The following is a 22585-nucleotide window of genomic DNA, read 5'->3' as shown; positions in this document are numbered from 1 at the left end:
CAGCAGGGGCTGCCCAGCGAAGCGCTCGCTCAGCTGGCGAACCAGCTTGTCGATGGCCTTGGGTTCGTTGGGAATCTCACCGCGGAACTCGGGCGCCTGGCGCCCGATCTCGGCGATGGCCACCGAGATGCTGACCTTGTGCACGTCCAGGCCAATATAAGCGGCATGGACGTTGCCGGCGGCGCTGACACGCTGGGCAACGGCCCGCTCGACAACAGCTTGCTGAGTTGCGTTAGACTGTTTCATGACCTGCCTCCCTCAATAGTGGCTCTGCATTTTGGTCCCTACCTCAACGTAATCCACGACGTTGAGGAGGGGCAGGTCAATCCATGATGTCTACTCGATTACGTTGATGACCGCCGAGCATAACCATAACAATAGCAACACAAGGAGTATGTTCATGACGCCATCCCTCAAAGGCATTCTTTGCATGTGTTTAGGCGTGCTGTTTCTGGCACTGGGTGATGCGGTATCGAAGTGGTTAGGGGCGGTGCACTCGCCACTACAAATTATTTTTTTCCGTACGCTCGTGTCGCTGCCGCTGATTGCTTGGTTGGCTTACTTTAGTGGCGGACTACGCAAGCTGCGCACCAAACGGCCGGGTGTTCATCTCCTGCGTGGATTGATTTATACCGCCACCATGGTGTGCTTTGTGTGGGGGCTAACCCTGCTGCCGCTGGCAGAGGCCACCGCCATAGCGTTTGTGGCACCGCTATTTGTGACGCTGCTTTCTGTACCGCTGCTGGGCGAGCGCATTGACCCACCGGTACTGGTGGCATCACTGGTAGGATTTGCGGGCGTACTGATCGTTGTTCGCCCAGGCGGCGATGCGTTTCAATTAGGGGCGATGATTTTATTGGCCGCGGCTGTTTTCTATGCCCTGATGATGGTGACCGCCCGGCGCTACGGTGCCAACGAGCACCTTTGGGCCATGGTGTTCTACATGACCATGGTGCCGCTCGTTATTACTGCCATCAGTTTGCCCTGGGTATGGCAAACGCCACAGCCCTGGCATTGGTTGGGGTTTTTTGTCTCTGGCGTATTGGGTGTGGGGGCCACGGCGTTTATCACGCTGGCTTTTCGTTATGCGCCTGCCGCCATTGCGGCACCTTTTGATTACACCGCCATGCTTTGGGCGGTACTGCTAGGCTGGTGGTTCTGGGGCGAGTTACCCGACCTCTGGGTGTGGGTGGGCAGCGTGCTGATTATGATCAGCGGGCTTGCCATTGCTTATCATGACCGGCGCACCACCCTCAAACGGCGCCCTACGGCGTAGCGCAGGGCAACCCTCCTTCGTCTAGGCAAACTGATAAACATCCATCGCGAGGACGCCGTGCTCCACGCTGTGGTGCGCCCTTGAAGCGGTGCTGCCTGCCCCTAAGGCCACCAATAGCGGTTGGAAGTGCTCTGGGGTGGGGTGGTTTCGCTTGGCTTCCGGAGCGTCTTGCCAATGAGCCAGCGCGTCCTGATCGCCTGCAAGCAGCCGCGCGTGGACCCATTCAGCAAAGCGATCCACCCAGGCGGGCATCTGGCTATCCAGGGGCTGCAACTCATAGAGGTTGTGGGTCAAGCTGCCGGACCCCACCACCAGAATGTTTTCCTGTCGCAGAGTGGCCAGCTGTTCGCCTAGTCTTATCAGTTCAGTATTACTCCAATGGCTGGGTAGCGACAGCGAGACCACCGGCATATCAGCATCAGGGTACATGAGGGAGAGCGGCACCCAGGCACCGTGGTCCAATCCGCGCTCAACCGGTGTTGCACCCAGCTGAGTGGCTAGCCGTTTTGCCAGCTCGGGATCACCAGGGGCAGGGTATTGAAGGGCAAAGAGAGCGTCAGGAAAGCCGCCAAAATCGTGAATGGTGGCAGGCTGGATGCTACTGCTGACCTGCAAATGCTGCGTTTCCCAGTGAGCAGAAACTACCACCACCGCCTTTGGGCGCAGGGAGCTGCCTAGCTCCCTTAAAAAGTGATGAGCGGGTGTCGGCGTGAGCGCCAGCATGGGGGAACCGTGGGAGATAAATAGACTAGGTAGCATGAGAAAACCCTCGGTAAATACCCGCTAACGCTGTCGCCTTAGCGGGTGATGAAGTGAAACGCGATGCTCGTTATGCCCAGCGGCGGTTAATCACGAAGCTACCGCTCCCCAGGCCAGCCTGAGCCAGCAGGGCCACCGCCCAAAACACCGGAAATTCCCAGCCGCCGCCAGCATTCGAGAACATCCAGCCGTTACCCAAATGAACCCAGGCGGCACCTAACAGCACGGGCACTAATGCAAGGCTGACCCAGCGAGTTTGAACACCGAACAGTAGCGCTAAGCCACCGCCTACTTCGGCAGCAATGGTTAAGTAGGCCACAAACCCTGGTAGCCCCAAAGACTCAAAATAGCCCACCGTGCCGGGAAGGGTAAAAACGAATACTTTCAGCAAGCCGTGGGCTAGCGTCATGATTCCTAGGCTAATGCGCAGTAGGGCAGTGGCATGAAGGTTAAGTGCAGATGCTGGCGTTGGGGTGATAGATGAAGTGGTCATAGCGCTCTCTCGTGGTAGTGGGCATCCCGTTGGATGCGATGGCACTACTGTACGACGGCGAACAACTAAGATAATCCAGCGCTTTCGCACTTCACTGTTGCGTTTTTCGCGACAATTCCAGTTCTCGCTCCCACACCGGTGGGTCGCCCCACGCATCTGCTAGTTGCTCAATAAAGCGCACTACCTTGGCCGGAAGGAAGCGCTTGGCAGGATAGAGCGCGTGGATATCCAATAGCGTGGGAGGAAGATGCGTTAAAATAGGCACTAAACGCCCGCTGGCAATGCTCTCGGTCACCAGGAAGCTTGGCTGTTGGGCAATGCCCAGCCCTGCTTCAGCAGCGTGGGTTAGCATATCGCCGTTATTGCTCTCAAGCGGCCCTGCCACACTAAACAGCTGGTTGCCAAGCCGCCAGTCGCCGCTCGTTTGTCCGCTGCGATAACGCAGGCAGCGGTGCTGGACGAGGTCGTCGATATGTTCTGGCGTGCCGTGTTGGGTGAGATACTCGGGTGAAGCGCAAAACAGTAGCTGGCAGCGGGTGAGGCGTTTGGCAATCAGGCTGGAGTCGGGCAGGCTGCCAATCCGAATGGCCAAGTCGTAGCCCTCTTCTAAAAGGTCTACGCGGCGATCGTTAAGGTCTAACCGCACCTCTAGGTCGGGGTGGGCCTGCATAAACGCAGCGACTTGAGGCGCAAGGTAGCGAGTGCCGAAGCTCATAGGCCCATTAATGCGCAGTCGCCCGCTGACGGTGCTGGTGCCGCTGCCTACATCGGCTGCGGCCTCATCCAACGCGAGTAGTATGGCCTGGGCACGTGCCAAGTAGCGCTCGCCTGCTTCCGTGAGATGCAGTCGCCTCGTTGTGCGCTGAATCAAGCGCGCGCCCAGTGCTTCCTCCAGCGCCATCACTTGTCGCGACACCCGCGTGCGCGAGAGATCTAATGTCTCCGCAGCACGGGTGTAGCTGCCAAGCTCTGCCACTTTGACAAAGGCCGCTAGCTGGTCGAGCTGAATCATAGAGCGCGAAATGCCAGCGCCGCCTGATACGGATCGGGCTGGCCACAAATAGCGGAAATCACCGCAAGGCCGTTGGCCCCTGTGGCCCTCACCTGGGCGGCATGCTGCGCTTTTAAACCGCCAATCGCCACGCTTGGCAGGGGGCAGGTGCTGGCCAGCGTCGCTAAGCCATCAAAGCCAATCGGCTGAGCGTGGTCTTGCTTACTGACGGTCGCAAACACCGGCCCCAAACCCACGTAATCCAGCAGCGCCACGGGGGCGTTGTGCAACTGCTCCGGCGTATTGATCGATAGCCCTATGATGGCCTGTGACCCCAGCGCTTGGCGCGCCTCCTGAACGGCCGTATCACTCTGCCCAACGTGCAGGCCATCGGCCTGGCTAGCCACGGCAACGTTGAGCCGGTCGTTGATGATTAACGGCACACCGGTGCCTGCCAGGAGCGCTTTAAGCCGCTGCGCCTGAGCGATCATCGCCTCGTCGCTGGCGTGTTTATCGCGCAGTTGCACCAGGGTCACGCCCCCTTTCACGGCAGCCTCCACCGTGGCTTCCAGGCCTGCTTCGGCGCAAAGGGCGGCATCGGTGACTAAATAGAGCGAAAGATCACACCGCATGGATTTCCTCCAACGGGCTAAGGGTAGAGAGGTCATCCGGTGTCAGCGCATACAGCGCATCTAGGAGTGCCACTTGAAAGCTGCCCGGCCCATTGGCCTGTTGCCCTGCACGGCTGCCTGTAATACTAAAACAGGCCAGCGCCGCCAACGTAGCAGCAAGCGGGTAATCACGGTTGGCAGCCACAAATCCGGCAACCAAAGCGCTCAAGCCACAGCCCAGGGTAGTTACTCGGGGCATCATCGGATGCCCGCCTGTTAAGCGGTAGTGGCGGGTGCCATCGGTAATCACATCGGTTTCGCCGGTCATGGCCACGATGCAGCGCTGCTGCTGTGCTAGTGCGATGGCCGCTGTCGCGTCATCCGTCGTCGCCGTCGCGTCAACACCACGCCCTTGGCTAGCAAGACCGGCGAGTGCCATCACTTCCGATGCATTGGCACGAATAACCGTCGGCTGGTGGGTCAGCAGCTCAGTACACACTTGCTGACGAAAGGCGGTCGCCCCAACGGCGACGGGATCTAAAACCCAAGGCGTGCCGGTTGCGTTTGCTGCGCGTGCGGCAAGCGCCATCGACGCTGCCCAAGGGGAAGAGATTGTCCCAATATTGATCGAGAGCGCACCCGCTATGGCGGTGAATTCCGCCACTTCTTCAGGTGCATGCAGCATGGCGGGTGAGACGCCCGTGGCTAACAGTAGGTTGGCCGTGCTGTTCATCGCGACATAATTGGTTATGCAGTGAACGAGCGGGGTAGTATCTCGCAACGTGGCGAGCATCTCGCCAAGTGGGGGGTGGGGCATAATATCCTCCCGGCAAAGGAGGTGGTGAAAAGCACCACGACTCCCTACGCCGGCGTTATCCGGTTCAGGTTCAAAGGGTGCTTCTCAGCCGCCACGCGGCGCCCCTGTCGTTGGGGATTACTATCCTAGCCTTGAGCAGGGCTGTAAAGCCCTGCGTGGAGAGACTTAACGAAAAGCGATGCGCGTGCCGTAGGTAAGCATTTCATCGGGCGTAATCGCGCGGCCGGAGATGCCGATCATTTCATCGCCGCATTGGTCAGCGAAGGTCAGTACGCCGTGAGTCAGGCCAAGCTGGCCCAAAGTATCACGAATTTCCCCGGTGCCTAGAAACGTACTGACCCGCCCTTGGGCGTCACTTAGATCCGCTACACCATTCGCATGATGGAAACGAACCTTATAGATGCCGTCCATGGACTCCACTTCGACAATCGGTGAAAAGCCGTTCTGAATCGCATGGGCTAACTGCTTTAGCGTAAGGCGGTCACCTAGGGTCATATCGATTGCGGTCATGACACACTCCTAATGGACGCCGTCAGCAAGGCATCGCTAGCCATTTTGTAAAACTATTGAGATAAAAGTGTAGAGGGCATGCATAGCTTTACCAGTGGCGATTTTTCAATGATCAATGGCTTAAACCGTTAATGCACGGCATCCAGCGCATGCTGCTGTAGTTTAATCAGCGGGATAATCTCTAACGTGCGCTCGTTGGTGCCTGACAGAATCGCGGGCGGTGCCAACCCTACCTGAGCGGCTTCATTCCAGCGATGTGCGCATAAGCACCAGCGATCGCCCGGTGTTAGGCCCGGAAAGCCATACTCCGGACGAGGTGTCACTAGATCGTTCCCCTGGGCTTTAGAGAAAGCTAAAAACTCCTCGGTGACCATCGCGCAGACGGAGTGGATGCCCACATCGTCAGGACCAACGCGACAGAACCCATCGCGGTAGAAGCCAGTTTTAGGGGCATGGCAGCAAGGGGTTAACGGCTCACCCAGCACATTTCGATCACGGGACATAAAGGCTCCTTGGGGAGGGGCTGGAATTCTCCATTCCGCGCCCTCATAACAGGGGGTGAAATCAAACCCATCAGCTCGCAAGTGAGCCTGCGCAAGGGAGCTGATGAGTGTCAGCATCATAATCCTTGTACAAAGCAATACGTTCGTCAAAGAAATACGTCCGTCAAAGCATGAGCATGGCGAGCATGATGGTTTCACCCAATAAGGAGAGTGGTATGTCGTATCAAGGTGAGCAACACCCAGGGGTTTCCCCGTCAGCCCCGCAAACTCAGGGCTTTCGTTTAAACCACACCATGCTGCGGGTCAAAGATCCTGAGCGCGCGCTAGAGTTCTACTCCAAGGTTTTCGGCATGCAGGTGCTGCGTCGGCTGGACTTCGAAGAGATGCAGTTTTCGCTCTACTTCCTGGCTAACGTAGAGCCCAGTGATAGCGTGCCGGAAGAGACCCAAGCCCGCACCGCCTGGACCTTCAGCCAAAAGGGCCTGTTAGAGCTGACCCATAACTGGGGCACCGAAAACGAGCAGGACTTTGCCTACCATGATGGCAACGCGGAACCGCAAGGCTTTGGTCATATCTGCTTTAGCGTGCCGGATTTAGAGGCTGCCCAGGCATGGTTCGATGAGCACGGCGTCACCTTCGTTAAACGTGCCGACCAAGGCAAGATGAAAGATGTCATCTTCGTGAAAGATGCCGATGGCTATTGGATCGAAGTGATTCAGGCGGATCGCATGGCAGCGATGGGCGACTAAGATGGCCCATTTGCTGTTTCGGTTGCGACACGTGACCGACGAAGAGGCCATGGAAGTTCGCCAACTGCTGGATGAACATGGCTTTGATGTGTACGAAACCCAGGCGGGATTTTTTCGCCTGGGGGTTGATGCCATTTGGCTGCGTAATCCTGCCCAGCGTGACGACGCAGAGGCCGCGTTGGCTGAGTATCAGGCAGCGCGCCAAGCCAAAGCGCGCCAAGCTCATCAAGAAGCGCTGGCGCGCAATGAAGCGCCCACGCTATGGCGGCGCTTATTAGCGCATCCGTTTCAGGTTACGCTCGTCATGGTAGCGGTGGTGTTGATTGCGCTGCTGACCTTGCTGCCGTTTTTGAGTTTGGTGCGCTAGCTTGGCGCGTTAGCGTAAGAGAGGGCCTCGGAAAGATGCCCGCGCTTTACGTACATCATGACCCCCTGCGAGCCCGCGCGAAGCTCAGGAGCAGCCCCCGGAGGGTAGCGGCACCAGCTACCTTTCGGATACTCGCTGCCCGCATCGCATAGCGAACCTTCCAACACTAGTAGTTCTAATCCACCCGTTAGCGCAGGGCAGTCAATGGCGATATCGCTTTCCCAGCGCTCCAGGCTGATCCGCTCATTTTGGTAGGTATGCAGCATTTTATACGTAATGCCGGGCCTGCGGTCGGGCTGCCAAGGCAGGCGATGCGCAGGAATGGCGAGCTGAAGCAGATCGTTTTCATCGAATTGGTGGAGTTTTACCAGAATCAACGCGCCCTCTTCGCCAATCTGCGGCGTATGGCCGGTACCGATGGGGTTGCGCAGGTAGCTGCCCGCCGGGTAGCGGCCATGTTCATCCGCAAACACGCCCTCTAGCACGAGAATTTCTTCTCCGCCGTCGTGGGTGTGGCGGTTGAACTGGCTATTAGGCGCGTAGCGCACCAGGCTTGTGGCGCGAGCCACCTCATCGCCGATGCGGTCCAGCATCATTCGTTCTACGCCCGCGCTAGGCGAGGCAACCCAGCGGTACTGCTCCGGCGTGACACAGGCAAAGTGGCTAAAGTCGGCGTTTAGGCGCATGGTATTGGCTCTTTGCAGTGAGAGGGGTGAGCGGGGGAGATGAGCTAGTCTCCTTTTCGACGGGAAAAAATGCAATCTTCATGCTTTTCACGCAAGGCTGGCAGGCGTAAACGCGCCGCCCTCGGGCGGCGCGTTTGCTTAAGGCGTTTTGGTCAGCGCGGTGAGGATGTGGTGGGCAGCTTCGATGCGCGCCTGATTGGGATAGTTGCGGTTGGCCAGCAGCACGATCCCGATTTGCTCGCTGGGCACAAACGCTACATAGCCGCCAAAACCGTTGGTGGAGCCGGTCTTGTTGTAGTACGCCGCCTGCCTTGGGGCAAGCGGCGGGGTTAAGCGGTTAGCGGGGTTAGGCTCCAATATCATCTCAAGCGAGTTACCTGCTAGCAGCGTTTCAATCGCCACCGGATAGGCGTAACTTTCCCAGCCCAGGCCCTGGGTCATCTCACCAACCTCAAAATACCCTGTGCGTGTGGCCGCTAGGGCTTGGCTGAGCGCATCATCAACGCCTGCCTGAAGCCCAGCGCCACTCATATTCGCTTCTACAAAGGCCAGCACGTCCGCAGCACTGGATTTCAGCCCGTAAGCTTGGGCATCCAGCACGCCAGGATTGACCCTAATTGGCTCATCTTCTTTAGAGTAACCGTAGGCGTAGTGCGCTTGCTGCGCGTCTGGCACCTGAAAAAAGCTGTGTTCAAGCCCAAGCGGTGTAAACAGTGCTTCCTCCATCAGCGCCTCAAACGGTTGGCCAAGGCGTTGCGCGGTCAAGTAGCCCATTAAGCCGATGCTGGGATTAGAGTAAAGCCGGTGGCTGCCCGGTGTAGAGTCAGGCTGCCATTGGCGATAGTAATCGATCATCTGCGCTTCGCTTTGTACCGATTCAGGGAACTGCAGCGGAAGCTCGCCAGCGGTATAGGTCCCCAGTTCTAACAGCGTAACCTCATCAAACACACTCCCTTCAAGAGCTGGAAAATCGTGGCTGGCAGCATCATAAAGCGACAGGCTCCCGCTAGCCTGCGCATAGCCCGCCAGCGCCGCCGTGAAGATTTTACTAATGGAGCCTAACTCAAACAGCGTCTCATCGGTCACCGGGGTCGCTGTTTCTTGATGGGCTAGACCATAATTAAAGTAATGTTGCTGGCCATGAATACTCAGGGCGACGGCCATCCCTGGAATACGATGCTGTTCCATCAATGGGGCAATGGTATCGTTGAGTAGCGCTTCAATATCGGCGCTAGGGGGCTCATTAAGCGCCCATGCTGGGCCGCTAAACAGTAGTGAAGTAGCTATAATAAAACGAGTTTGTGCTGCTGACCGCTGATGCATACCAGAGCCCTGTTGCTATGAGTAAAGTCAGGTGGGGGGAGCGACGTTCGTCGCTAAACCTGTGGTAGAAGACTAAAATACGAGGCGCTGCCGGTATCCACAAACGGCAATATTTTGCATGAGCTATTAGAAAAATTGGGGGCTGCGTGGTGCGTTCCTACTTGCCGTTAAAGGCCCTGCGCGCCTTTGAGGCATCGGCGAGACATTTGAGTTTTACTCGCGCAGCTGAAGAGCTGCACGTGACTCAGGCAGCCGTTAGCCATCAGGTGAAGCTGCTTGAGGGCCTGTTGAAGGTGCCGCTATTTAAGCGCTTGCCTAGGGGATTGATGCTCACCCAAGAGGGCGAACTGCTGCTGCCCGTACTGACGAGCTCCTTCGATCAGATGTCGCATACGCTAGACCGGTTAGGCGAGCGCAGCTACCGGGAAGTATTGAACGTCGGTGTCGTGGGGACCTTTGCCGTTGGCTGGCTATTGCCACGGCTAGCCGACTTTCATAACGCCTATCCGTTTGTGGATTTGCGGCTGTCGACTCATAACAACCGAGCAGATCTCGCCGCTGAAGGGCTCGACTTTGCGATTCGCTTTGGCACTGGGGCTTGGCATGGCACTGCGGCGCAACCGCTGCTGCCCGCATCACTGTCGGTATTGTGTATTCCTGATATTGCCGCGCGGTTAAACACACCAGCCGATGTATTAGGCGAGACCTGGCTGCGCTCTTATCGCGCTGATGAGTGGACAGAGTGGTTGTTAGCAGCAGGGCTGCCCCGTAGCTTTCCGATGACCAAAAGCATCGTGTTTGACTCTTCCATCGCGATGGTCGAAGCCGCTCTTCAAGGGGCAGGCGTGGCGCTAGCGCCACCCTTGATGTTCTCTCGGCAACTCAACAGTGGTGCGTTAGTACAGCCTTTCGACACCACTGTTAGTTTGGGAGGTTACTGGCTAACACGCCTGCAAACACGGGCAGAAACCCACGCTATGGCGTGTTTTAGGCAGTGGCTGCTCACGGCAATCAATCTTCGAGAAGCAAATAGCTGAGCAGCACTGTTGACGTTAATGGCCTAGTGGCTATGACCATGATCGTCGTGGTCGTGGTCGTGGTCGTGGTCGTGGTCGTGGTCGTGGTCGTCATGACCATGATCATCATGGCCCGGCTCTGCAAGAGCGTCGTGCAGCACCTGCGCATTGTGGCGCATCATGCCCAGGTACGTACTAGCATCGCCTTCACTGGCCAGCGCATCCGCGTAAAGGGTGCCTGCAATAGGCAGGCCAGTCTCTTCCGCCAGCTGTGTAATGATCGCTTGGTTGGTCATGTTCTCGTGAAACAGCGCTTGCACGTTCTCCTGCTCAATCACATCCACCAAAGCCGCCATGCTGGCGCCGCTGGGGTCGGCTTCGGTAGAGAGCCCGACCGGCGAGAGAAAATTAACGCCATAGGCGCTAGAGAAGTAGCCAAATGAGTCGTGCCCGGTAATCACACTGGAAGACGGGGGAATCTCACTCAGCAGCTCGCGAATTTCCCCATCGGTGGCATCTAACTCAGCCAAGTAGCGCTCGGCGTTGGCTTGGTAGCTCTGCGCATTGGCGCTATCCGCCTCGATCAAACCATCACGAATATTGGTGACGTAAACCTTGGCCTGCTGCAGGTCCTGCCAAGCGTGAGGGTCGTCATCGCCATGATCGTGATCGCTATGGTCGTCTCCGGCATGCTCGTCGTGGCCGTGCTCTTCATGCTCATGCTCGTCATGATGCTCATGCGCATCGTGACTGTGCTCATCATCGCTATGCGCTGCAAAAGCGCGCGGAGAAAGGCCGTCGGTGGCGGTGACCATCGGGCCGCTATAATCGCTTGAGTCAATCAGGCGCTCCATCCAGCCCTCAAACAGCAAGCCGTTGAAGACCACTAAGTCAGCCCCGGCTAGCGCACGGGCATCGCCAGGGCTGGGGGAGAAAACGTGGGCATCGCCATCAGGGCCCACCAGCGAGCTGACCGTCACATGCTCTCCACCGACGTTTTCCACCATATCCGCCAAGATAGAAAAGCTGGTGACAACCTGCACCCGCTCGTTGGCCATGGCGGCAGGCAGTGCCAACATGGCCGAAATGCCCACCAGCCAACGCGATGAAGAGAAAAGCGACATAATATGCTCCTGATTTAAGAAATAACCGTATGAACATCAACCCGCTAGTGCGACTGCTCCAGCGCCAAGGGCGTGGTTTTGCGCCGCAACTTAGCGGCCAAACTGTGGTAACGGCCAAACAGCGCCGAGAGTAAATACGCCACCCCTGCCAGCAAAATAATGCTCGGGCCTGAGGGCGTGTCTAAATGGAACGACAGCAGCAGCCCGCCAGTGCTGGCCAGCATTGCTAACACCACGGCAATCCCGATCAAGCCTTCTAACCGCTTGCTCCAAAACCGTGCCGCCGTAGCGGGCAGCATCATTAAGCCAACGGCCATCAGCGTGCCCAGGGTTTGGAAGCCCGCCGTTAAGTTCAGTACCAGCAGCCCTAAAAAGACGCTATGTACCCAACCGCTACGACTACTTTGGCCGCGTAAAAACAGCGGGTCTAAACACTCCACCACCAGGGCGCGGAAGATAATCGCCAGAGTGATCACAATCAGCGTACTGATCGAGGCGATTAGCAGCAGCGCCGTGGAGTTAATCGCCAAAATGGAGCCGAACAGCACGTGGGTTAAATCCACGCTGCTGCCTCCCATGGAAATCAGCATGACCCCAGCGGCTAACGAAATAATAAAAAAGCTCGCCATAGCGGCATCTTCCCGCTGGCCGCCCATTTTCGACACCGCCCCTGCTAGCAGCGCCACCATCACCCCAAACAGCACGCCGCCCACGCTCATTACCGGCAGCGAAAAGCCTGCCAGCAAAAAGCCCAGCGCCACGCCGGGCAGAATCGCGTGGGCCATGGCATCGCCAATCAGGCTCATGCCGCGCAGCACCAAAAACACCCCCAGCGGCGGCGCGGCCAATGAAAGGGCAAGCCCGCCGACCACGGCACGGCGCATAAAGCCGTAATCAAACGGTGCAATGAACCATGCATCAAGCAGTGCCAGCATGACGGCCTCCTAAGGTAAACGGCACCACTTGGGCCGGGGCATGCTGGTGGTTGAGCGCGCTGGGAGCGACCCAACGGCCATGGCCGCCATTCAGCATCAACACCTCATCCGCCAAGCGGCGCAGGTGGTCCATATCGTGCAGCACAATAATGATCGTGACACCCTCATCGGCCATCTGGCGCAAGATGCGAATCAAAATATCGACCGTGTCGCTATCTACGTTGGCAAACGGCTCGTCTAGCAGCAGCAGCTCCGCTTCCTGCATTAGCGTGCGGCCAATCAGCGCCCGCTGGCGCTGGCCGCCGGAAAGCTCGCCCAGCGGGCGGTGAGCCAAGTGAGAAATACCCAGGCGCGCCATAATCTCGCGGCCTTTGCGATAGTGGGCCGCACAGTAACCTTTCATCGCCCCGTGGCTGGGCCAACTGCCGGTCATCACCAGCTCTTCCACACTCATGGGGAAGGTGAGGTCTAACGCCAGCTGCTGGGGCAGCCAGGCACGGCGCGCTTTATCCACCGTGCATACCACCTTGCCGCTAATCGGCCGAAGCTCACCCATAATGGCCTGAATCAGCGTGCTTTTACCGGCACCGTTCGCGCCGATTAATGCGGTAATCGCGCCGGGCTTAATATCGCCATCCACATGTTCTAACACCGTGCGACGGCCCTGGGCCAAGTGCAGGTCGTGCAGCTGCAAACGCGAAGAGGAACGTTCACTCATAACGGCCACCCGCCTGCCCACACCACCAGCCCCCAAAGCGCCAGCAACGGGAGCGCGACAAAGCCCAACCGCTTAGTGGCAGACAACGACATCAGCGAAAAATGACAAGGGCCTTCCTTGTTATGGCGATGCATGTGCTCACTCATCGAGCGTCCTCGCTATCGAATAAATAAGTTATAACATAACATTTGGTGAAACCAAAAAAGTGGCGGATATTTTACGCGCTCACGGCGCGCTGACAACGGTAAGCGCGCTAATCTTCCGCCCACTCCAAAAGTGCCTAACAAAGCGACAATGGCAATTCAGGCACTAAACATAGATAAATAGTGTAGAGAGAAGGTAACGACCTAATAGCGCCAGGTAGCGCCAATCTGCTGGGGCGATACCATCAGCGCGTATTCGCCTTCTAACGTGATGGGGCCAAGAGACACGCGGGCAGGCTGAAAGCGGTTAATCGCGCTGGAAGCCTGATTAGGCTGCGTCCAAATTTGCAGCTCATTAATCAGCATGCCTGTAGCGAAGTTGATGGCACCATCCCGCTCGCGACCGTCAGCGGCAATTACCGCCCCCGCCACCGTGTTCACCACCAGCGAGCTAACACGCGCCTCAAACCCACGGCGCTCCCGCTCCGCCTGGGCCAGTTGCAACCCCAAAGCTTGAACGCCGCTTAATTCGCCCTGCGCTTTAAGGCGCTCGTACTCTACCAGCGCCGCCTGATGCGGCTGGCGATCCGTCAACATGCCGCCCAGGGCTAACGCCGATTTTACGACTCCTACGCGGGCATCAAAACGGTCGTCCGGGTCGTTGGCTTCGCTGGCTTGGTAAGCATCAAACGCAAGGCTTGCAGCATAGATGCCCGTCCAACCCGCATCCCACCACTGCGCGTGCTGCGCCCCACGCTCAAACACCTCATCGTAAGCTGCCCAATCGGCACTGGTTTGTGCCTGAGCAGACAGCGACAGCAGCAGCGCCGCCCCCGCCGCCAAGGTACCCCGTGAAAGTTGACGTAAGCGCATAACAGAACACCTAAAAGCCGTGAATTAGCATTAAGCGTAGCACGACGATAGCGCAGGGCCGGGATGAATCAGACGGGCTAAGAATGGCGAAGATTAATGGCGTTATAAAGCGAAGGATGATTAGATAGGTAAAAAATATAGGGAGAGCTGCCATGGATGACTTTTCGCCTTCTGACCTTAAAACCATCCTGCATTCCAAGCGTGCAAACCTTTATTACCTCCAGCACTGCCGAGTATTGGTGAATGGTGGGCGAGTGGAGTACGTGACCGATGAGGGCAGCAAATCCCGCTACTGGAATATCCCCATTGCCAATACCACCTCGATTTTATTGGGGACAGGTACCTCCATTACCCAAGCCGCCATGCGTGAACTCGCCAAAGCGGGTGTGTTAGTCGGATTCTGTGGAGGCGGTGGCACACCGCTGTTTGCTGCCAATGAAGTCGATGTGGATGTCGCTTGGCTGACACCACAAAGCGAGTACCGGCCCACGGAGTATCTGCAATATTGGGTGCGTTTTTGGTTTGATGATGCCAAACGCTTGGATGCCGCCCGCGCATTTCAGCAAGCGCGCCTTGCGCGTATTGAAGCGCTGTGGACAAGCCGAGTGATGAAAGACGCAGGCTTTACTATTACCACCGATCACCTGCACAGCGCGCTCAACCATCACCGCGAAGCGATCAGCAAAGCCCCCAGCACCGTCGACCTGCTCGCCTTAGAAGCGCGATTAACTAAAACGCTGTTTAAGCTCGCAGTGAATACAGTTGATTACGGCGATTTCACCCGCGCCAAGCGTGGCACAGGCACCGACCCCGCCAACCGCTTTCTGGATCACGGCAACTATTTGGCTTACGGCTTGGCCGCCACCGCCACTTGGGTGTTGGGGATTCCTCACGGCCTCGCGGTACTTCACGGCAAAACCCGCCGGGGCGGCTTGGTTTTTGATGTGGCGGACTTGGTAAAAGACGCCGTCATCCTGCCCCAGGCGTTTATTTCCGCCATGCGCGGCGATGAAGAGCAAGAGTTCCGCCAAGCGTGCATTGAGCGCTTAACCCGTACCGAATCCCTCGACTTCATGATTGATACGCTCAAGGACGTCGCCCAAGCGCTTGGGAGCACTGATTCATGAACGTGCTGCTGATTTCCCAGTGCAATAAAAATGCCCTAAAAGAAACGCGCCGCATCCTCGACCAGTTTGCCGAACGCCGGGGCGACCGCACTTGGCAAACGCCGATTACCCAAGCCGGGCTGGATACGCTGCGTAAGCTGTTGCGTAAAACCGCCCGTAAGAATACCGCCGTTGCCTGCCACTGGATTCGTGGCCACGACCACAGCGAGCTGATGTGGGTAGTGGGGGATGCTGCCCAGTTCAATCTCAATGGAGCCGTACCGACCAATACCACCGCCCGAGATATCCTGCGCCGCCGCGATGAAAATGACTGGCACAGCGGTGAAGATATTCTCTTGCTCACTGCCTTGGCCGCGTTACTGCACGATCTTGGGAAAGCCTGTGATGCTTTTCAGCAGCGGCTCAAAGGCAAAGTAGATGGGCGCAACTTATACCGTCATGAGTGGATATCGCTGCGTCTGTTTCAAGCCTTTGTGGGGAGTGACGATGACGCCACCTGGCTGGCGCGCCTGGCCGAAGGTGACTATCAAGAGCAGGACTGGCTGGTGGGGTTAGAGCGTGATGGGCTAGACGGCGCTACTTCAGCGGTGTTTAGTCGTTTGCCACCGCTGGCTGCCGCTCTTGGTTGGTTGGTGCTTAGTCACCACCGCCTGCCGCTGAAGCCGCCGCCAACGGATGCTGATACGCCCCAGCGCTGGGGTGGAAAGACCAACCTGCAAGCTGAACAGCTGCCCCAGTTGTTTGAGTCCATCAGTGCTGAGTGGAATGAGATTCCCGAGACGCAAGACCCAGCGCGCATCGCGCCCTACTGGCAATTCAAGGGCGGATTACCCGTTAGCACGCAACGCTGGCGTGAGCGCGCAACGAAGCTTGCCACGCGGTTACAGGCGCGGCTGCAACAGGATGGCCACTGGCTGGAAAGCCACTACGTCATGCATTTAGCGCGGCTTAGCCTCATGCTGGCCGACCACCACTACTCAAGCCTTGAAGACCCTCTGCACCGTGTACGCGGCGAACCCAACTACCCATTAATTGCCAATACCGTGCGCAAAACCGGCAAGCCTAATCAGCCGTTAGACGAACATATTTTAGGAGTTGAGAAACACGCCGCTGCGGTCGCCCGTGCGCTACCCAGCGTAGATAGCCACTTACCCCGTTTAGCCCGCCATAAAGGCTTTCGTAAGCGCAGTAGCCACCCACGGTTTCGCTGGCAGGATAAAGCTTTCGACCTGGCCCAATCGCTTAGGGAGCGCAGTCAGCGCCAAGGCTTTTTGGCATTAACATGGCGTCTACCGGTTGCGGTAAAACCCTCGCCAATGGGCGCATTATGTACGCTCTGGCCAACCCTCAGCAGGGCGCGCGTTTTAGCATTGCGCTAGGGCTGCGCACCCTAACCCTTCAAACCGGCCAAGCTTTACGTGATCGTTTGCATTTAGGTGAAGACGAGCTCACCGTGCGCGTGGGTGGCAGCGCTAATAAAGCCCTGTTTGAGCACTACGAGCAAGAAGCCGAAGCCAGTGGTTCAGCCTCCAAACAGGTGCTGATTGAAGAAGATGCTCACGTGGTGTTTGACGGCAATTTTGATAGTCACCCGGTACTGCGCCGTTTAAGCGATGAGCCGGGCACTCGCGCGCTGATTGCCGCTCCCATTTTGGTATGTACCGTTGATCATCTAATGCCCGCCACGGAGAGCACGCGCGGCGGGCGTCAGATCGTGCCCATGCTGCGCCTGATGAGCAGCGATTTAGTGCTCGATGAAATCGACGATTTCGATATCAACGACCTGCCTGCGCTTACTCGATTAGTCAATTGGGCGGGGCTACTAGGTTCAAGGGTGCTGCTGTCATCTGCCACCTTGCCGCCTGCGCTGGTGGAGGGTTTGTATGAAGCCTATCGCAGTGGGCGTGAAGCCTTTCAGCGCCACCGGGGCGAACCGGGCTTGGCGGTGGACATTTGCTGCGCCTGGTTCGACGAGCACGACCGCCAGCATGAAAGCTGTGCCAGTAGCGAGACCTTCAAGGCCGCGCATCAAGACTTTGCCAAACGTCGGTTAGAACGCCTCGCCAAAAGCCCGGTACGCCGCCGCGCGGATATATTAGCGTTGCCGCCGTTGGGCAAACGCCCTGAAGAGATAAGACCCGCCACCGCAACCCTGCTGCGTGAGAATGCGCTAGCGCTTCACCAGCAGCATCATTCCGTTGATCCACATTCGGGCAAGCGGGTCAGCTTTGGTTTGGTTCGCATGGCTAATATTGATCCCTTAGTGGATGTCGCCAGGGTGCTGTTTCAGCAGGGCGCGCCGGAAGGTGTGCGCATCCACCTCTGCGTTTACCACTCCCGCCACCCGTTGGTGATGCGCTCTGGCATTGAGCGCCAGTTAGATCGAACACTGCAACGGGCGGAGCCTGATCGCGTTTTTCAGCAGCCGGATATCCGCCGCCTATTGGATAGCAGTGAAGAGAGCGACCACTTGTTTATCGTGCTTGGCTCGCCGGTAACGGAGGTGGGCCGCGACCACGACTATGATTGGGCCATTGTAGAGCCATCGTCCATGCGCTCGATTATTCAGTTGGCGGGCCGCGTACGCCGACATCGCGAGCAGGTGTGTGAGTCGCCCAATATTTTGCTGCTCGATACCAATCTCAAGCATTGGGAGCAGCCTGGAAAGCCTGCTTTTCACAAACCTGGTTTTGAAACAGATCTTCAATGGCGGCTAAGTAGCCACTCGCTTAGTGAGCTGTTAACGGAAGATGAGTACAAGGTGATTGACGCCCGCCCCCGTGTGCTGGCGCGGGAAACACTGCACGCCAAAGATAGCCTTGTCGATTTGGAACATGAGCGGCTGCACCAACTGATGATCGAGCAGCCTGCCGAGCCGTTAACCAAAAAAGAGCTACGAATTGGCAAAACGCCCAAGCCTCCGCCCTTAGGAGCCTACAGTTGGCATGTGATGCCGCAGCTACATTTAACCGGTGTATTGATTCAGCGTGATCCATTTCGCCAGCAGCTCGAACCTGAAATAACGCTAGCGTTGTTGCCTGATGAGGGCGGTGAAACCTGGACGCTACACCGCGTAGACGATGGCGCAAAGCGAGGCGAAAAACTCTACGTTCCAGTGGAAGAAAGTCTGCTGGTGCGGGTAGAGCTAGCAAAAGAGCAGGGCGAGCGGATACAGCCCTGGGGCGCAACCGATTACTTAACGGCGCTGGCTGACTTAGCGGAAGGCCTGGATATCTCCCTTGAACGCGCCGCCCGTACCTTCGGCACGGTGACTGCCTCGGCTAGAAACCAGCGGTGGGGGTATCACCCGGTGTTGGGGTTTTGGCGCAGCCGCTAGCTAAGCGTTCGCGAGCCGGTCACTGACTAAGCGGTTGAGGCTGATATTTTCCTCTGCAGCTTTAATCGCAAGCTCACGGTGTTTTTCCGGGGGAATGCGCACATTAAAACGACCAGAGTAGTGGCGTTCAGAAAGTGGAGTGGGGGGTGTTTCGCCTTCGGCTTCCATATCGACCACTACATCGGCAACGAGGGAAAGAATACCTTCCAGCGCTTCTTGGTGAGTATCGGCAAGCCAAGAGAGGCTGGGCAACTCGGTGCATAAACCAACGAATTGGTCGTCTTCTTCAGACCAGCGAATGCGGTAGGTGTAATGGGTATGGTTCACCATGGTGCAACTCCAATCGTCATGCTGATGACGACAATTTATCAATGGCAGCGAGCGCTTGGCGTACCTGATAAGCCTTGGCTTCGCCATTTTTGCCCCGCTGGATATTAACGCGAGGGTCGCCGGGCCAAGGTGTTTTATACACCCTGTGGCTGGTTTTTTGCTGGCGAGGAGGGCCAAAGTAGTGATCGCAAAGATACGCTAACTCGTCGAAGCCCATGCTTTTAGGCTGCCGACGTGCTTTATCCAAAAGCTTATCAAGCTTTGCCATAAGCGCTCTCAAATAGTAGTACTAATAGTAGTACTGAATTAAAAGGATGTCACGCTGGGACTGCCTGTGCGGCAGCTAAAAATTGCAGCGCATTAATTTTACTGAGCTGTATGTCCAACAGAGATAAAATAATAGCACAGGGAGCTATATGCTGCATGCTGCGCAATAATTGGTTTGCAAAAATATGAGGGTTGGCTTAGTGTGAATGCAGCTTCATTTTAATTAAGTGAGTCCCTTAAGGATGATCTATGGAAAATAGTCAGCAGAAGGGTGTTCGAAGTGCGATTGAGCAATTTTTAAAAGAGCGCTTCGATACCAAGGCGGAAAAGCTGCAGCCCGACGATCCCAAATACCAGGCGCTAGTGGAGCAATTTCAATTCGATACCTGGGTCAACGATGCAGCAAGACGCGTTGGCCAACTACAAGTCGTCACCCACTCCCTCAAGCCTATTCATCCCGATGCCAAAGGCTCCAATCTTTACGCCCCACCTGAGTCGCTAAATAACCACTCTCTTGTCGGCAGCCACACGCTGCCCGCTGATTTTGCGGGCGATGTCGTAGGGAACGCTGCCGCCTTGGATGTCTATAAGTTCTTGAAGCTGCAATTTGAGGGAAAGTCGCTGCTTGAGCGGGCGCTGGAAAATGACACTGAGCTGGCAAAAGCGTTAAGCGATAATCCTGAGCAAGCTCAGGCGTGGATCAGCGCCTTTGCAGCGATTACCGAACCGCGCGGTGAGCATGCCTCGCATACCCGAGGCAAACAGCTCTACTGGCTGGTGGGAGATGATGCCGCAGACGTAGAAAATGACGCTGAGAACTTCCATCTGATAGCACCGCTCTACGCCACTTCTCTGGCGCACCGTGTCTTTCAAACCATTAACTATGACCGTTTTAGCGAAGAGGCCAAAGAGGCACGTAAAGCCAAGCGGGAAGGCAAATACGCTGAGCACTCGGTGCGCAGTTATCCCAACTTGGCTGCACAGAAAATGGGTGGCACCAAGCCACAAAACATCTCGCAGCTGAATAGCGAGCGGGGCGGCAATAACTATTTGTTAGCTTCCATGCCACCTAGTTGGAATGTGCGCGATATTCGCCCACCGCTGAAAGTCGCATCGGTTTTCTCTCACCCTGGCGTTTTTGGTAGTCGTTCAGACGTGCGTTCGCTGGTTAAAGACCTCAAACAGTTTCTTGAAACCAACCCTACGTCAGACATGCACACCCGCGACCTGCGCGATGACTATACCGCCATGTTGATGGATGAGTTGGCGCTGTTTGCCATGCAGATGCATAGCCTGCCTGCGGGCTGGAGCGACGATGAAAAGTGCGAATTATCAGTAGAAGAAATGTATTGGCTAGACCCTGGTCGCGACGAAGAGGATATCGCTTTTCGTGAAGCGCGAAACAGCGTGGAGTGGGCCGACGATATTCGCCACCGCTTTGCTAGCTGGCTCAATACCGCGTTAGGCGGAAAGCTGCCTTTGGGGGATGTGGAGTTCCGGCACTGGAAGAAAGCGCTCGCAAAAGATGCGACCCCTCAACGCCTGCAGGATCGTGATCGCCGCTGGATGGAAAGCCTAACGGAAGACTTAACCAACCTGCCAGGAGGTGATGACGATGAGTGAAGTAAAAAACCTCCTAGTTCTGCCACGCCTACGGGTACAAAACGCCAACGCGATTTCCAGCCCAATGACTTGGGGCTTTCCTGCCATGAGTGCATTTGTAGGTTTGATGCATGCTCTAGAGCGGAAGTTAGCAGAGGCGAGTCTTCCTGTTTCGTTAGGCCGCGTTGGGGTTATTTGCCATGACTTTGAAGCCCAGGCCACTGAGGGTGGTTACATCCGTGGCTTTCACCTGACGCGTAATCCGGTGGATAAGACAGGCGGTACGGCAGCGATTGTAGAAGAAGGGCGTATCCATCTGGATATCACGCTGATTTTCTCGATTGATACCGGCGCTGCAGAAAGCGAGCATGAGGTTATCGCCCATCAAATCAGTGAGATTGTATCGGGCATGCGCATTGCCGGAGGCAGTGTCATCCCTAACCGTGCGGTACCAAGCCACAAACAACGCCCGCAATGGGTCATGCTTGATGACGATGAAGAGCGGCGTCAAACGCAGTTCGCGCGCTTAAAGCGGCGCTGGCTGCCGGGCTTTGCCCTCACACTGCGGGATGATTACCTCACCGAGCACCTTCAAACACTGCAACAGCAACATCCAGACGCCAGTTTACTGGATGCATGGTTAGACCTCTCTCGTCTTAACCATGTGTGCACGTTAGAAAATGAAGGCGAACCCAACGAGAAGCCCGTTTGGCAGGCGCAGCGGCCCTATCGTGGCTGGCTGGTGCCCATTCCAGTGGGTTATGGCGCTATTTCAGATCTTTTCCAACCAGGTGAAGTCGCCAACGCCCGCGATACCAAGACCCCGTTCCGCTTTGTCGAAAGCCTCTATTCCATGGGTGAATGGGTTAGCCCGCACCGCATGAAGCAACCTGAAGACCTGCTTTGGTACGTTGATAACGACGAAGAAGCGGGCCTCTACCGTCTCAATAACGACTATCACCTTCGCGCCTCAGCACAGTAAACAAGGAGCTTTATCATGGCTAAAAACGATACCCTCAAAACCGCTTCTGTCCTCGCCTTCGAACGCAAGCTCGACCCTTCCGATGCGCTGCTGTACGCCAGCAATTGGGATAAGCGACAAGAAGAACAGCAATGGCAGCCGGTTAGGGTGCGCGAAAAATCGGTGCGCGGCACGATTTCCAATCGCTTGAAGGCCAAAGACCAGGACCCCGCCAAGCTAGATGCCGCGATTGAAAACCCCAACCTACAAACCGTCGATGTGGCCACGTTGCCCCATGATGCAGATACCCTGGTGGCACGTTTCACCCTGCGCGTATTATCCGGTGCGGGAACACCGTCAGCCTGTAATAACGCTGAGTACCAGGCCAAGTTGGAACAGGCCGTTGCCGAGTATAAGCAAGCTCAAGGCTTCGGCGAGCTGGCGCATCGTTACGCCAATAACCTCGCCAATGGCCGCTTTCTGTGGCGTAACCGCATGGGCGCAGAGCAAGTAGAAGTGAGTGTTCGCCAGTTGGCCCAGGGTAAAGCCACCAAAGAGTGGACGTTTGATGCACTGTCACTTTCGTTGCGTGCCTTCGAGGATACTGCCGAGCTTAAAGAACTTGCGGGTGTCATCGCCGCTGCGTTGGCGGGCGAGCAGCACTTGCTGCTAGAAGTGGTGGCCTATGTCCGCATGGGTAGCGGACAAGAGGTGTTCCCCTCTCAAGAGCTAATTCTTGACCCCGAACAAAAAAAGAAAAAAGGAAAAACGCTGTATCACGTCAGCGATATTGCCGGTATTCACTCTCAGAAACTGGGTAACGCCATCCGTACCATCGACACTTGGTACCCCAATGAAAACGATGAGGATCTTGGGCCTATTGCTGTCGAGCCTTATGGCTCGGTGACGACCCAGGGCAAAGCGTATCGCCAGCCCAAGCAGAAGGCCGACTTTTACTCATTGCTAGATAACTGGATGATTAAAGACCAAGTGCCCTCCAAGGAAAATCAGCACTTTGTGATGGCAACGCTGATCCGAGGCGGTGTGTTCGGCGAAGCGGGGTAAGC

At 56.6% G+C, this 22585-nt stretch carries 26 protein-coding genes, 1 pseudogene and 1 riboswitch; of the genes and pseudogenes, 10 read left to right on the top strand and 17 right to left on the bottom strand.

All coding sequences use genetic code 11. From position 1 onward, the window contains the following. Window positions 1-246: pseudogene (locus BMY49_RS17555) on the bottom strand (hypothetical protein); the annotation flags it as partial. Between the two features lie 154 nt (window positions 247-400). Between BMY49_RS17555 and BMY49_RS07170 the strand changes: the two are divergent. After that, complete coding sequence (locus BMY49_RS07170) at window positions 401-1276, top strand: DMT family transporter (RefSeq protein ID WP_089675295.1); 876 nt, start codon at window positions 401-403, stop codon at window positions 1274-1276. Between the two features lie 21 nt (window positions 1277-1297). Here BMY49_RS07170 and BMY49_RS07165 read toward each other — a convergent pair whose 3' ends face one another. The 7 genes from BMY49_RS07165 to BMY49_RS07135 form a co-directional block, all read right to left on the bottom strand. Then, window positions 1298-2035 (bottom strand): dioxygenase family protein, encoded by a 738-nt coding sequence (locus BMY49_RS07165; protein ID WP_089675294.1) that lies wholly within the window; start codon window positions 2033-2035, stop codon window positions 1298-1300. Between the two features lie 70 nt (window positions 2036-2105). After that, window positions 2106-2528 carry a DoxX family protein gene (locus tag BMY49_RS07160; RefSeq protein WP_089675293.1) on the bottom strand — a complete coding sequence of 141 codons (423 nt, stop codon included), beginning with the start codon at window positions 2526-2528 and terminating at the stop codon, window positions 2106-2108. 91 nt (window positions 2529-2619) lie between these two features. Then, window positions 2620-3540 (bottom strand): LysR family transcriptional regulator, encoded by a 921-nt coding sequence (locus tag BMY49_RS07155; RefSeq protein ID WP_089675292.1) that lies wholly within the window; start codon window positions 3538-3540, stop codon window positions 2620-2622. Further along, a complete protein-coding gene (gene thiE / locus BMY49_RS07150) occupies window positions 3537-4151 on the bottom strand; it encodes a thiamine phosphate synthase (RefSeq protein ID WP_089675291.1) in 615 nt (204 codons plus the stop codon). The genes BMY49_RS07155 and thiE overlap by 4 nt, the downstream gene beginning before the upstream one ends. Then, window positions 4141-4947 carry a hydroxyethylthiazole kinase gene (gene thiM, locus BMY49_RS07145; protein ID WP_089675290.1) on the bottom strand — a complete coding sequence of 269 codons (807 nt, stop codon included), beginning with the start codon at window positions 4945-4947 and terminating at the stop codon, window positions 4141-4143. The genes thiE and thiM overlap by 11 nt, the downstream gene beginning before the upstream one ends. A gap of 24 nt (window positions 4948-4971) precedes the next feature. Continuing rightward, a riboswitch (TPP riboswitch) is annotated at window positions 4972-5063 on the bottom strand. 49 nt (window positions 5064-5112) lie between these two features. Then, entirely contained in the window at window positions 5113-5457 is a 345-nt protein-coding gene (locus BMY49_RS07140; protein ID WP_089675289.1) for a hypothetical protein, read from the bottom strand. Window positions 5458-5585: 128 nt separating this feature from the next. Then, window positions 5586-5960 (bottom strand): DUF2237 family protein, encoded by a 375-nt coding sequence (locus BMY49_RS07135; RefSeq protein WP_089675288.1) that lies wholly within the window; start codon window positions 5958-5960, stop codon window positions 5586-5588. Window positions 5961-6175: 215 nt separating this feature from the next. Between BMY49_RS07135 and gloA the strand changes: the two genes are divergently transcribed. Both gloA and BMY49_RS07125 read left to right on the top strand, forming a co-directional pair. Further along, on the top strand, window positions 6176-6709 hold the full coding sequence (gene gloA, locus BMY49_RS07130) for a lactoylglutathione lyase (protein WP_089675287.1): 534 nt from the start codon (window positions 6176-6178) through the stop codon (window positions 6707-6709). A gap of 1 nt (window position 6710) precedes the next feature. After that, complete coding sequence (locus BMY49_RS07125) at window positions 6711-7076, top strand: DUF6164 family protein (RefSeq protein ID WP_089675286.1); 366 nt, start codon at window positions 6711-6713, stop codon at window positions 7074-7076. On the opposite strand, the gene BMY49_RS07120 is transcribed toward BMY49_RS07125, so the two are convergent. Both BMY49_RS07120 and ampC read right to left on the bottom strand, forming a co-directional pair. Next, window positions 7073-7762, bottom strand: a complete 690-nt coding sequence (locus tag BMY49_RS07120; RefSeq protein WP_062361915.1) for a cupin domain-containing protein — start codon at window positions 7760-7762, stop codon at window positions 7073-7075. The genes BMY49_RS07125 and BMY49_RS07120 overlap by 4 nt on opposite strands. Before the next feature lie 138 nt (window positions 7763-7900). Next, the gene (gene ampC / locus BMY49_RS07115; RefSeq protein WP_062361911.1) at window positions 7901-9085 is read right to left on the bottom strand and encodes a class C beta-lactamase; all 1185 of its coding nucleotides are present in this window, start codon (window positions 9083-9085) and stop codon (window positions 7901-7903) included. Between the two features lie 146 nt (window positions 9086-9231). Between ampC and BMY49_RS07110 the strand changes: the two genes are divergently transcribed. After that, window positions 9232-10122: a LysR family transcriptional regulator gene (locus tag BMY49_RS07110; protein ID WP_062361909.1), complete on the top strand. Its 891-nt coding sequence runs from the start codon at window positions 9232-9234 to the stop codon at window positions 10120-10122. Between the two features lie 23 nt (window positions 10123-10145). On the opposite strand, the gene BMY49_RS07105 is transcribed toward BMY49_RS07110, so the two are convergent. From BMY49_RS07105 to BMY49_RS07090, 5 genes are all read right to left on the bottom strand, one after another. Next, complete coding sequence (locus tag BMY49_RS07105; protein WP_089675285.1) at window positions 10146-11225, bottom strand: metal ABC transporter solute-binding protein, Zn/Mn family; 1080 nt, start codon at window positions 11223-11225, stop codon at window positions 10146-10148. 44 nt (window positions 11226-11269) lie between these two features. Further along, the gene (locus tag BMY49_RS07100; RefSeq protein ID WP_062361902.1) at window positions 11270-12160 is read right to left on the bottom strand and encodes a metal ABC transporter permease; all 891 of its coding nucleotides are present in this window, start codon (window positions 12158-12160) and stop codon (window positions 11270-11272) included. Further along, on the bottom strand, window positions 12144-12878 hold the full coding sequence (locus BMY49_RS07095) for a metal ABC transporter ATP-binding protein (RefSeq protein WP_054640913.1): 735 nt from the start codon (window positions 12876-12878) through the stop codon (window positions 12144-12146). Before BMY49_RS07095 ends, BMY49_RS07100 begins: the two co-directional genes overlap by 17 nt. Next, a complete protein-coding gene (locus BMY49_RS17400; protein ID WP_162835825.1) occupies window positions 12875-13024 on the bottom strand; it encodes a hypothetical protein in 150 nt (49 codons plus the stop codon). Before BMY49_RS17400 ends, BMY49_RS07095 begins: the two co-directional genes overlap by 4 nt. A gap of 201 nt (window positions 13025-13225) precedes the next feature. After that, on the bottom strand, window positions 13226-13894 hold the full coding sequence (locus tag BMY49_RS07090; RefSeq protein ID WP_089675284.1) for a hypothetical protein: 669 nt from the start codon (window positions 13892-13894) through the stop codon (window positions 13226-13228). A gap of 152 nt (window positions 13895-14046) precedes the next feature. On the opposite strand from BMY49_RS07090, the gene cas1f reads away from it, so the two are divergent. From cas1f to cas3f, 3 genes are read left to right on the top strand one after another with little or no spacing between them, the layout of a single operon-like run. Beyond that, window positions 14047-15021 (top strand): type I-F CRISPR-associated endonuclease Cas1f, encoded by a 975-nt coding sequence (cas1f, locus tag BMY49_RS07085; protein WP_089675283.1) that lies wholly within the window; start codon window positions 14047-14049, stop codon window positions 15019-15021. Next, window positions 15018-16400 carry an HD domain-containing protein gene (locus BMY49_RS17775; RefSeq protein ID WP_244154932.1) on the top strand — a complete coding sequence of 461 codons (1383 nt, stop codon included), beginning with the start codon at window positions 15018-15020 and terminating at the stop codon, window positions 16398-16400. Before cas1f ends, BMY49_RS17775 begins: the two co-directional genes overlap by 4 nt. Further along, window positions 16304-18358 carry a type I-F CRISPR-associated helicase Cas3f gene (cas3f, locus tag BMY49_RS17770; RefSeq protein ID WP_244154931.1) on the top strand — a complete coding sequence of 685 codons (2055 nt, stop codon included), beginning with the start codon at window positions 16304-16306 and terminating at the stop codon, window positions 18356-18358. The genes BMY49_RS17775 and cas3f overlap by 97 nt, the downstream gene beginning before the upstream one ends. Here cas3f and BMY49_RS07075 read toward each other — a convergent pair whose 3' ends face one another. Together BMY49_RS07075 and BMY49_RS07070 are read right to left on the bottom strand one after the other, a co-directional pair. Beyond that, on the bottom strand, window positions 18359-18688 hold the full coding sequence (locus tag BMY49_RS07075; RefSeq protein ID WP_054640916.1) for a type II toxin-antitoxin system HicB family antitoxin: 330 nt from the start codon (window positions 18686-18688) through the stop codon (window positions 18359-18361). 16 nt (window positions 18689-18704) lie between these two features. Beyond that, window positions 18705-18956, bottom strand: a complete 252-nt coding sequence (locus BMY49_RS07070; protein ID WP_054640917.1) for a toxin HicA — start codon at window positions 18954-18956, stop codon at window positions 18705-18707. Between the two features lie 248 nt (window positions 18957-19204). On the opposite strand from BMY49_RS07070, the gene csy1 reads away from it, so the two are divergent. The 3 genes from csy1 to csy3 are packed head-to-tail and all read left to right on the top strand — an operon-like array spanning window position 19205 to window position 22583. Continuing rightward, complete coding sequence (gene csy1 / locus BMY49_RS07065) at window positions 19205-20578, top strand: type I-F CRISPR-associated protein Csy1 (RefSeq protein WP_062361891.1); 1374 nt, start codon at window positions 19205-19207, stop codon at window positions 20576-20578. Further along, the gene (gene csy2, locus BMY49_RS07060) at window positions 20571-21539 is read left to right on the top strand and encodes a type I-F CRISPR-associated protein Csy2 (RefSeq protein ID WP_062361888.1); all 969 of its coding nucleotides are present in this window, start codon (window positions 20571-20573) and stop codon (window positions 21537-21539) included. The genes csy1 and csy2 overlap by 8 nt, the downstream gene beginning before the upstream one ends. Before the next feature lie 15 nt (window positions 21540-21554). Continuing rightward, window positions 21555-22583: a type I-F CRISPR-associated protein Csy3 gene (gene csy3, locus BMY49_RS07055; protein ID WP_089675282.1), complete on the top strand. Its 1029-nt coding sequence runs from the start codon at window positions 21555-21557 to the stop codon at window positions 22581-22583. The last annotated feature ends 2 nt before the right edge of the window (window positions 22584-22585 follow it).

It is taken from the genome of Vreelandella aquamarina, from assembly GCF_900110265.1.
GTDB classification, from domain to species: Bacteria; Pseudomonadota; Gammaproteobacteria; order Pseudomonadales; family Halomonadaceae; genus Vreelandella; species Vreelandella aquamarina.
Note: the sequence above shows the minus strand (reverse complement) of the source record. Positions and strands in the feature narration are given on the sequence as shown.

What these genes read in the sequence shown, in the direction of transcription:
- BMY49_RS07170 (WP_089675295.1), top strand. Translation starts at nt 401, where the DNA reads ATGACGCCATCCCTCAAAGGCATTCTTTGCATGTGTTTAGGCGTGCTG.
- BMY49_RS07165 (WP_089675294.1), bottom strand. Translation starts at nt 2,035, where the DNA reads ATGCTACCTAGTCTATTTATCTCCCACGGTTCCCCCATGCTGGCGCTC.
- BMY49_RS07160 (WP_089675293.1), bottom strand. Translation starts at nt 2,528, where the DNA reads ATGACCACTTCATCTATCACCCCAACGCCAGCATCTGCACTTAACCTT.
- BMY49_RS07155 (WP_089675292.1), bottom strand. Translation starts at nt 3,540, where the DNA reads ATGATTCAGCTCGACCAGCTAGCGGCCTTTGTCAAAGTGGCAGAGCTT.
- thiE (WP_089675291.1), bottom strand. Translation starts at nt 4,151, where the DNA reads ATGCGGTGTGATCTTTCGCTCTATTTAGTCACCGATGCCGCCCTTTGC.
- thiM (WP_089675290.1), bottom strand. Translation starts at nt 4,947, where the DNA reads ATGCCCCACCCCCCACTTGGCGAGATGCTCGCCACGTTGCGAGATACT.
- BMY49_RS07140 (WP_089675289.1), bottom strand. Translation starts at nt 5,457, where the DNA reads ATGACCGCAATCGATATGACCCTAGGTGACCGCCTTACGCTAAAGCAG.
- BMY49_RS07135 (WP_089675288.1), bottom strand. Translation starts at nt 5,960, where the DNA reads ATGTCCCGTGATCGAAATGTGCTGGGTGAGCCGTTAACCCCTTGCTGC.
- gloA (WP_089675287.1), top strand. Translation starts at nt 6,176, where the DNA reads ATGTCGTATCAAGGTGAGCAACACCCAGGGGTTTCCCCGTCAGCCCCG.
- BMY49_RS07125 (WP_089675286.1), top strand. Translation starts at nt 6,711, where the DNA reads ATGGCCCATTTGCTGTTTCGGTTGCGACACGTGACCGACGAAGAGGCC.
- BMY49_RS07120 (WP_062361915.1), bottom strand. Translation starts at nt 7,762, where the DNA reads ATGCGCCTAAACGCCGACTTTAGCCACTTTGCCTGTGTCACGCCGGAG.
- ampC (WP_062361911.1), bottom strand. Translation starts at nt 9,085, where the DNA reads ATGCATCAGCGGTCAGCAGCACAAACTCGTTTTATTATAGCTACTTCA.
- BMY49_RS07105 (WP_089675285.1), bottom strand. Translation starts at nt 11,225, where the DNA reads ATGTCGCTTTTCTCTTCATCGCGTTGGCTGGTGGGCATTTCGGCCATG.
- BMY49_RS07100 (WP_062361902.1), bottom strand. Translation starts at nt 12,160, where the DNA reads ATGCTGGCACTGCTTGATGCATGGTTCATTGCACCGTTTGATTACGGC.
- BMY49_RS07095 (WP_054640913.1), bottom strand. Translation starts at nt 12,878, where the DNA reads ATGAGTGAACGTTCCTCTTCGCGTTTGCAGCTGCACGACCTGCACTTG.
- BMY49_RS17400 (WP_162835825.1), bottom strand. Translation starts at nt 13,024, where the DNA reads ATGAGTGAGCACATGCATCGCCATAACAAGGAAGGCCCTTGTCATTTT.
- BMY49_RS07090 (WP_089675284.1), bottom strand. Translation starts at nt 13,894, where the DNA reads ATGCGCTTACGTCAACTTTCACGGGGTACCTTGGCGGCGGGGGCGGCG.
- cas1f (WP_089675283.1), top strand. Translation starts at nt 14,047, where the DNA reads ATGGATGACTTTTCGCCTTCTGACCTTAAAACCATCCTGCATTCCAAG.
- BMY49_RS17775 (WP_244154932.1), top strand. Translation starts at nt 15,018, where the DNA reads ATGAACGTGCTGCTGATTTCCCAGTGCAATAAAAATGCCCTAAAAGAA.
- cas3f (WP_244154931.1), top strand. Translation starts at nt 16,304, where the DNA reads ATGGCGTCTACCGGTTGCGGTAAAACCCTCGCCAATGGGCGCATTATG.
- BMY49_RS07075 (WP_054640916.1), bottom strand. Translation starts at nt 18,688, where the DNA reads ATGGTGAACCATACCCATTACACCTACCGCATTCGCTGGTCTGAAGAA.
- BMY49_RS07070 (WP_054640917.1), bottom strand. Translation starts at nt 18,956, where the DNA reads ATGGCAAAGCTTGATAAGCTTTTGGATAAAGCACGTCGGCAGCCTAAA.
- csy1 (WP_062361891.1), top strand. Translation starts at nt 19,205, where the DNA reads ATGGAAAATAGTCAGCAGAAGGGTGTTCGAAGTGCGATTGAGCAATTT.
- csy2 (WP_062361888.1), top strand. Translation starts at nt 20,571, where the DNA reads ATGAGTGAAGTAAAAAACCTCCTAGTTCTGCCACGCCTACGGGTACAA.
- csy3 (WP_089675282.1), top strand. Translation starts at nt 21,555, where the DNA reads ATGGCTAAAAACGATACCCTCAAAACCGCTTCTGTCCTCGCCTTCGAA.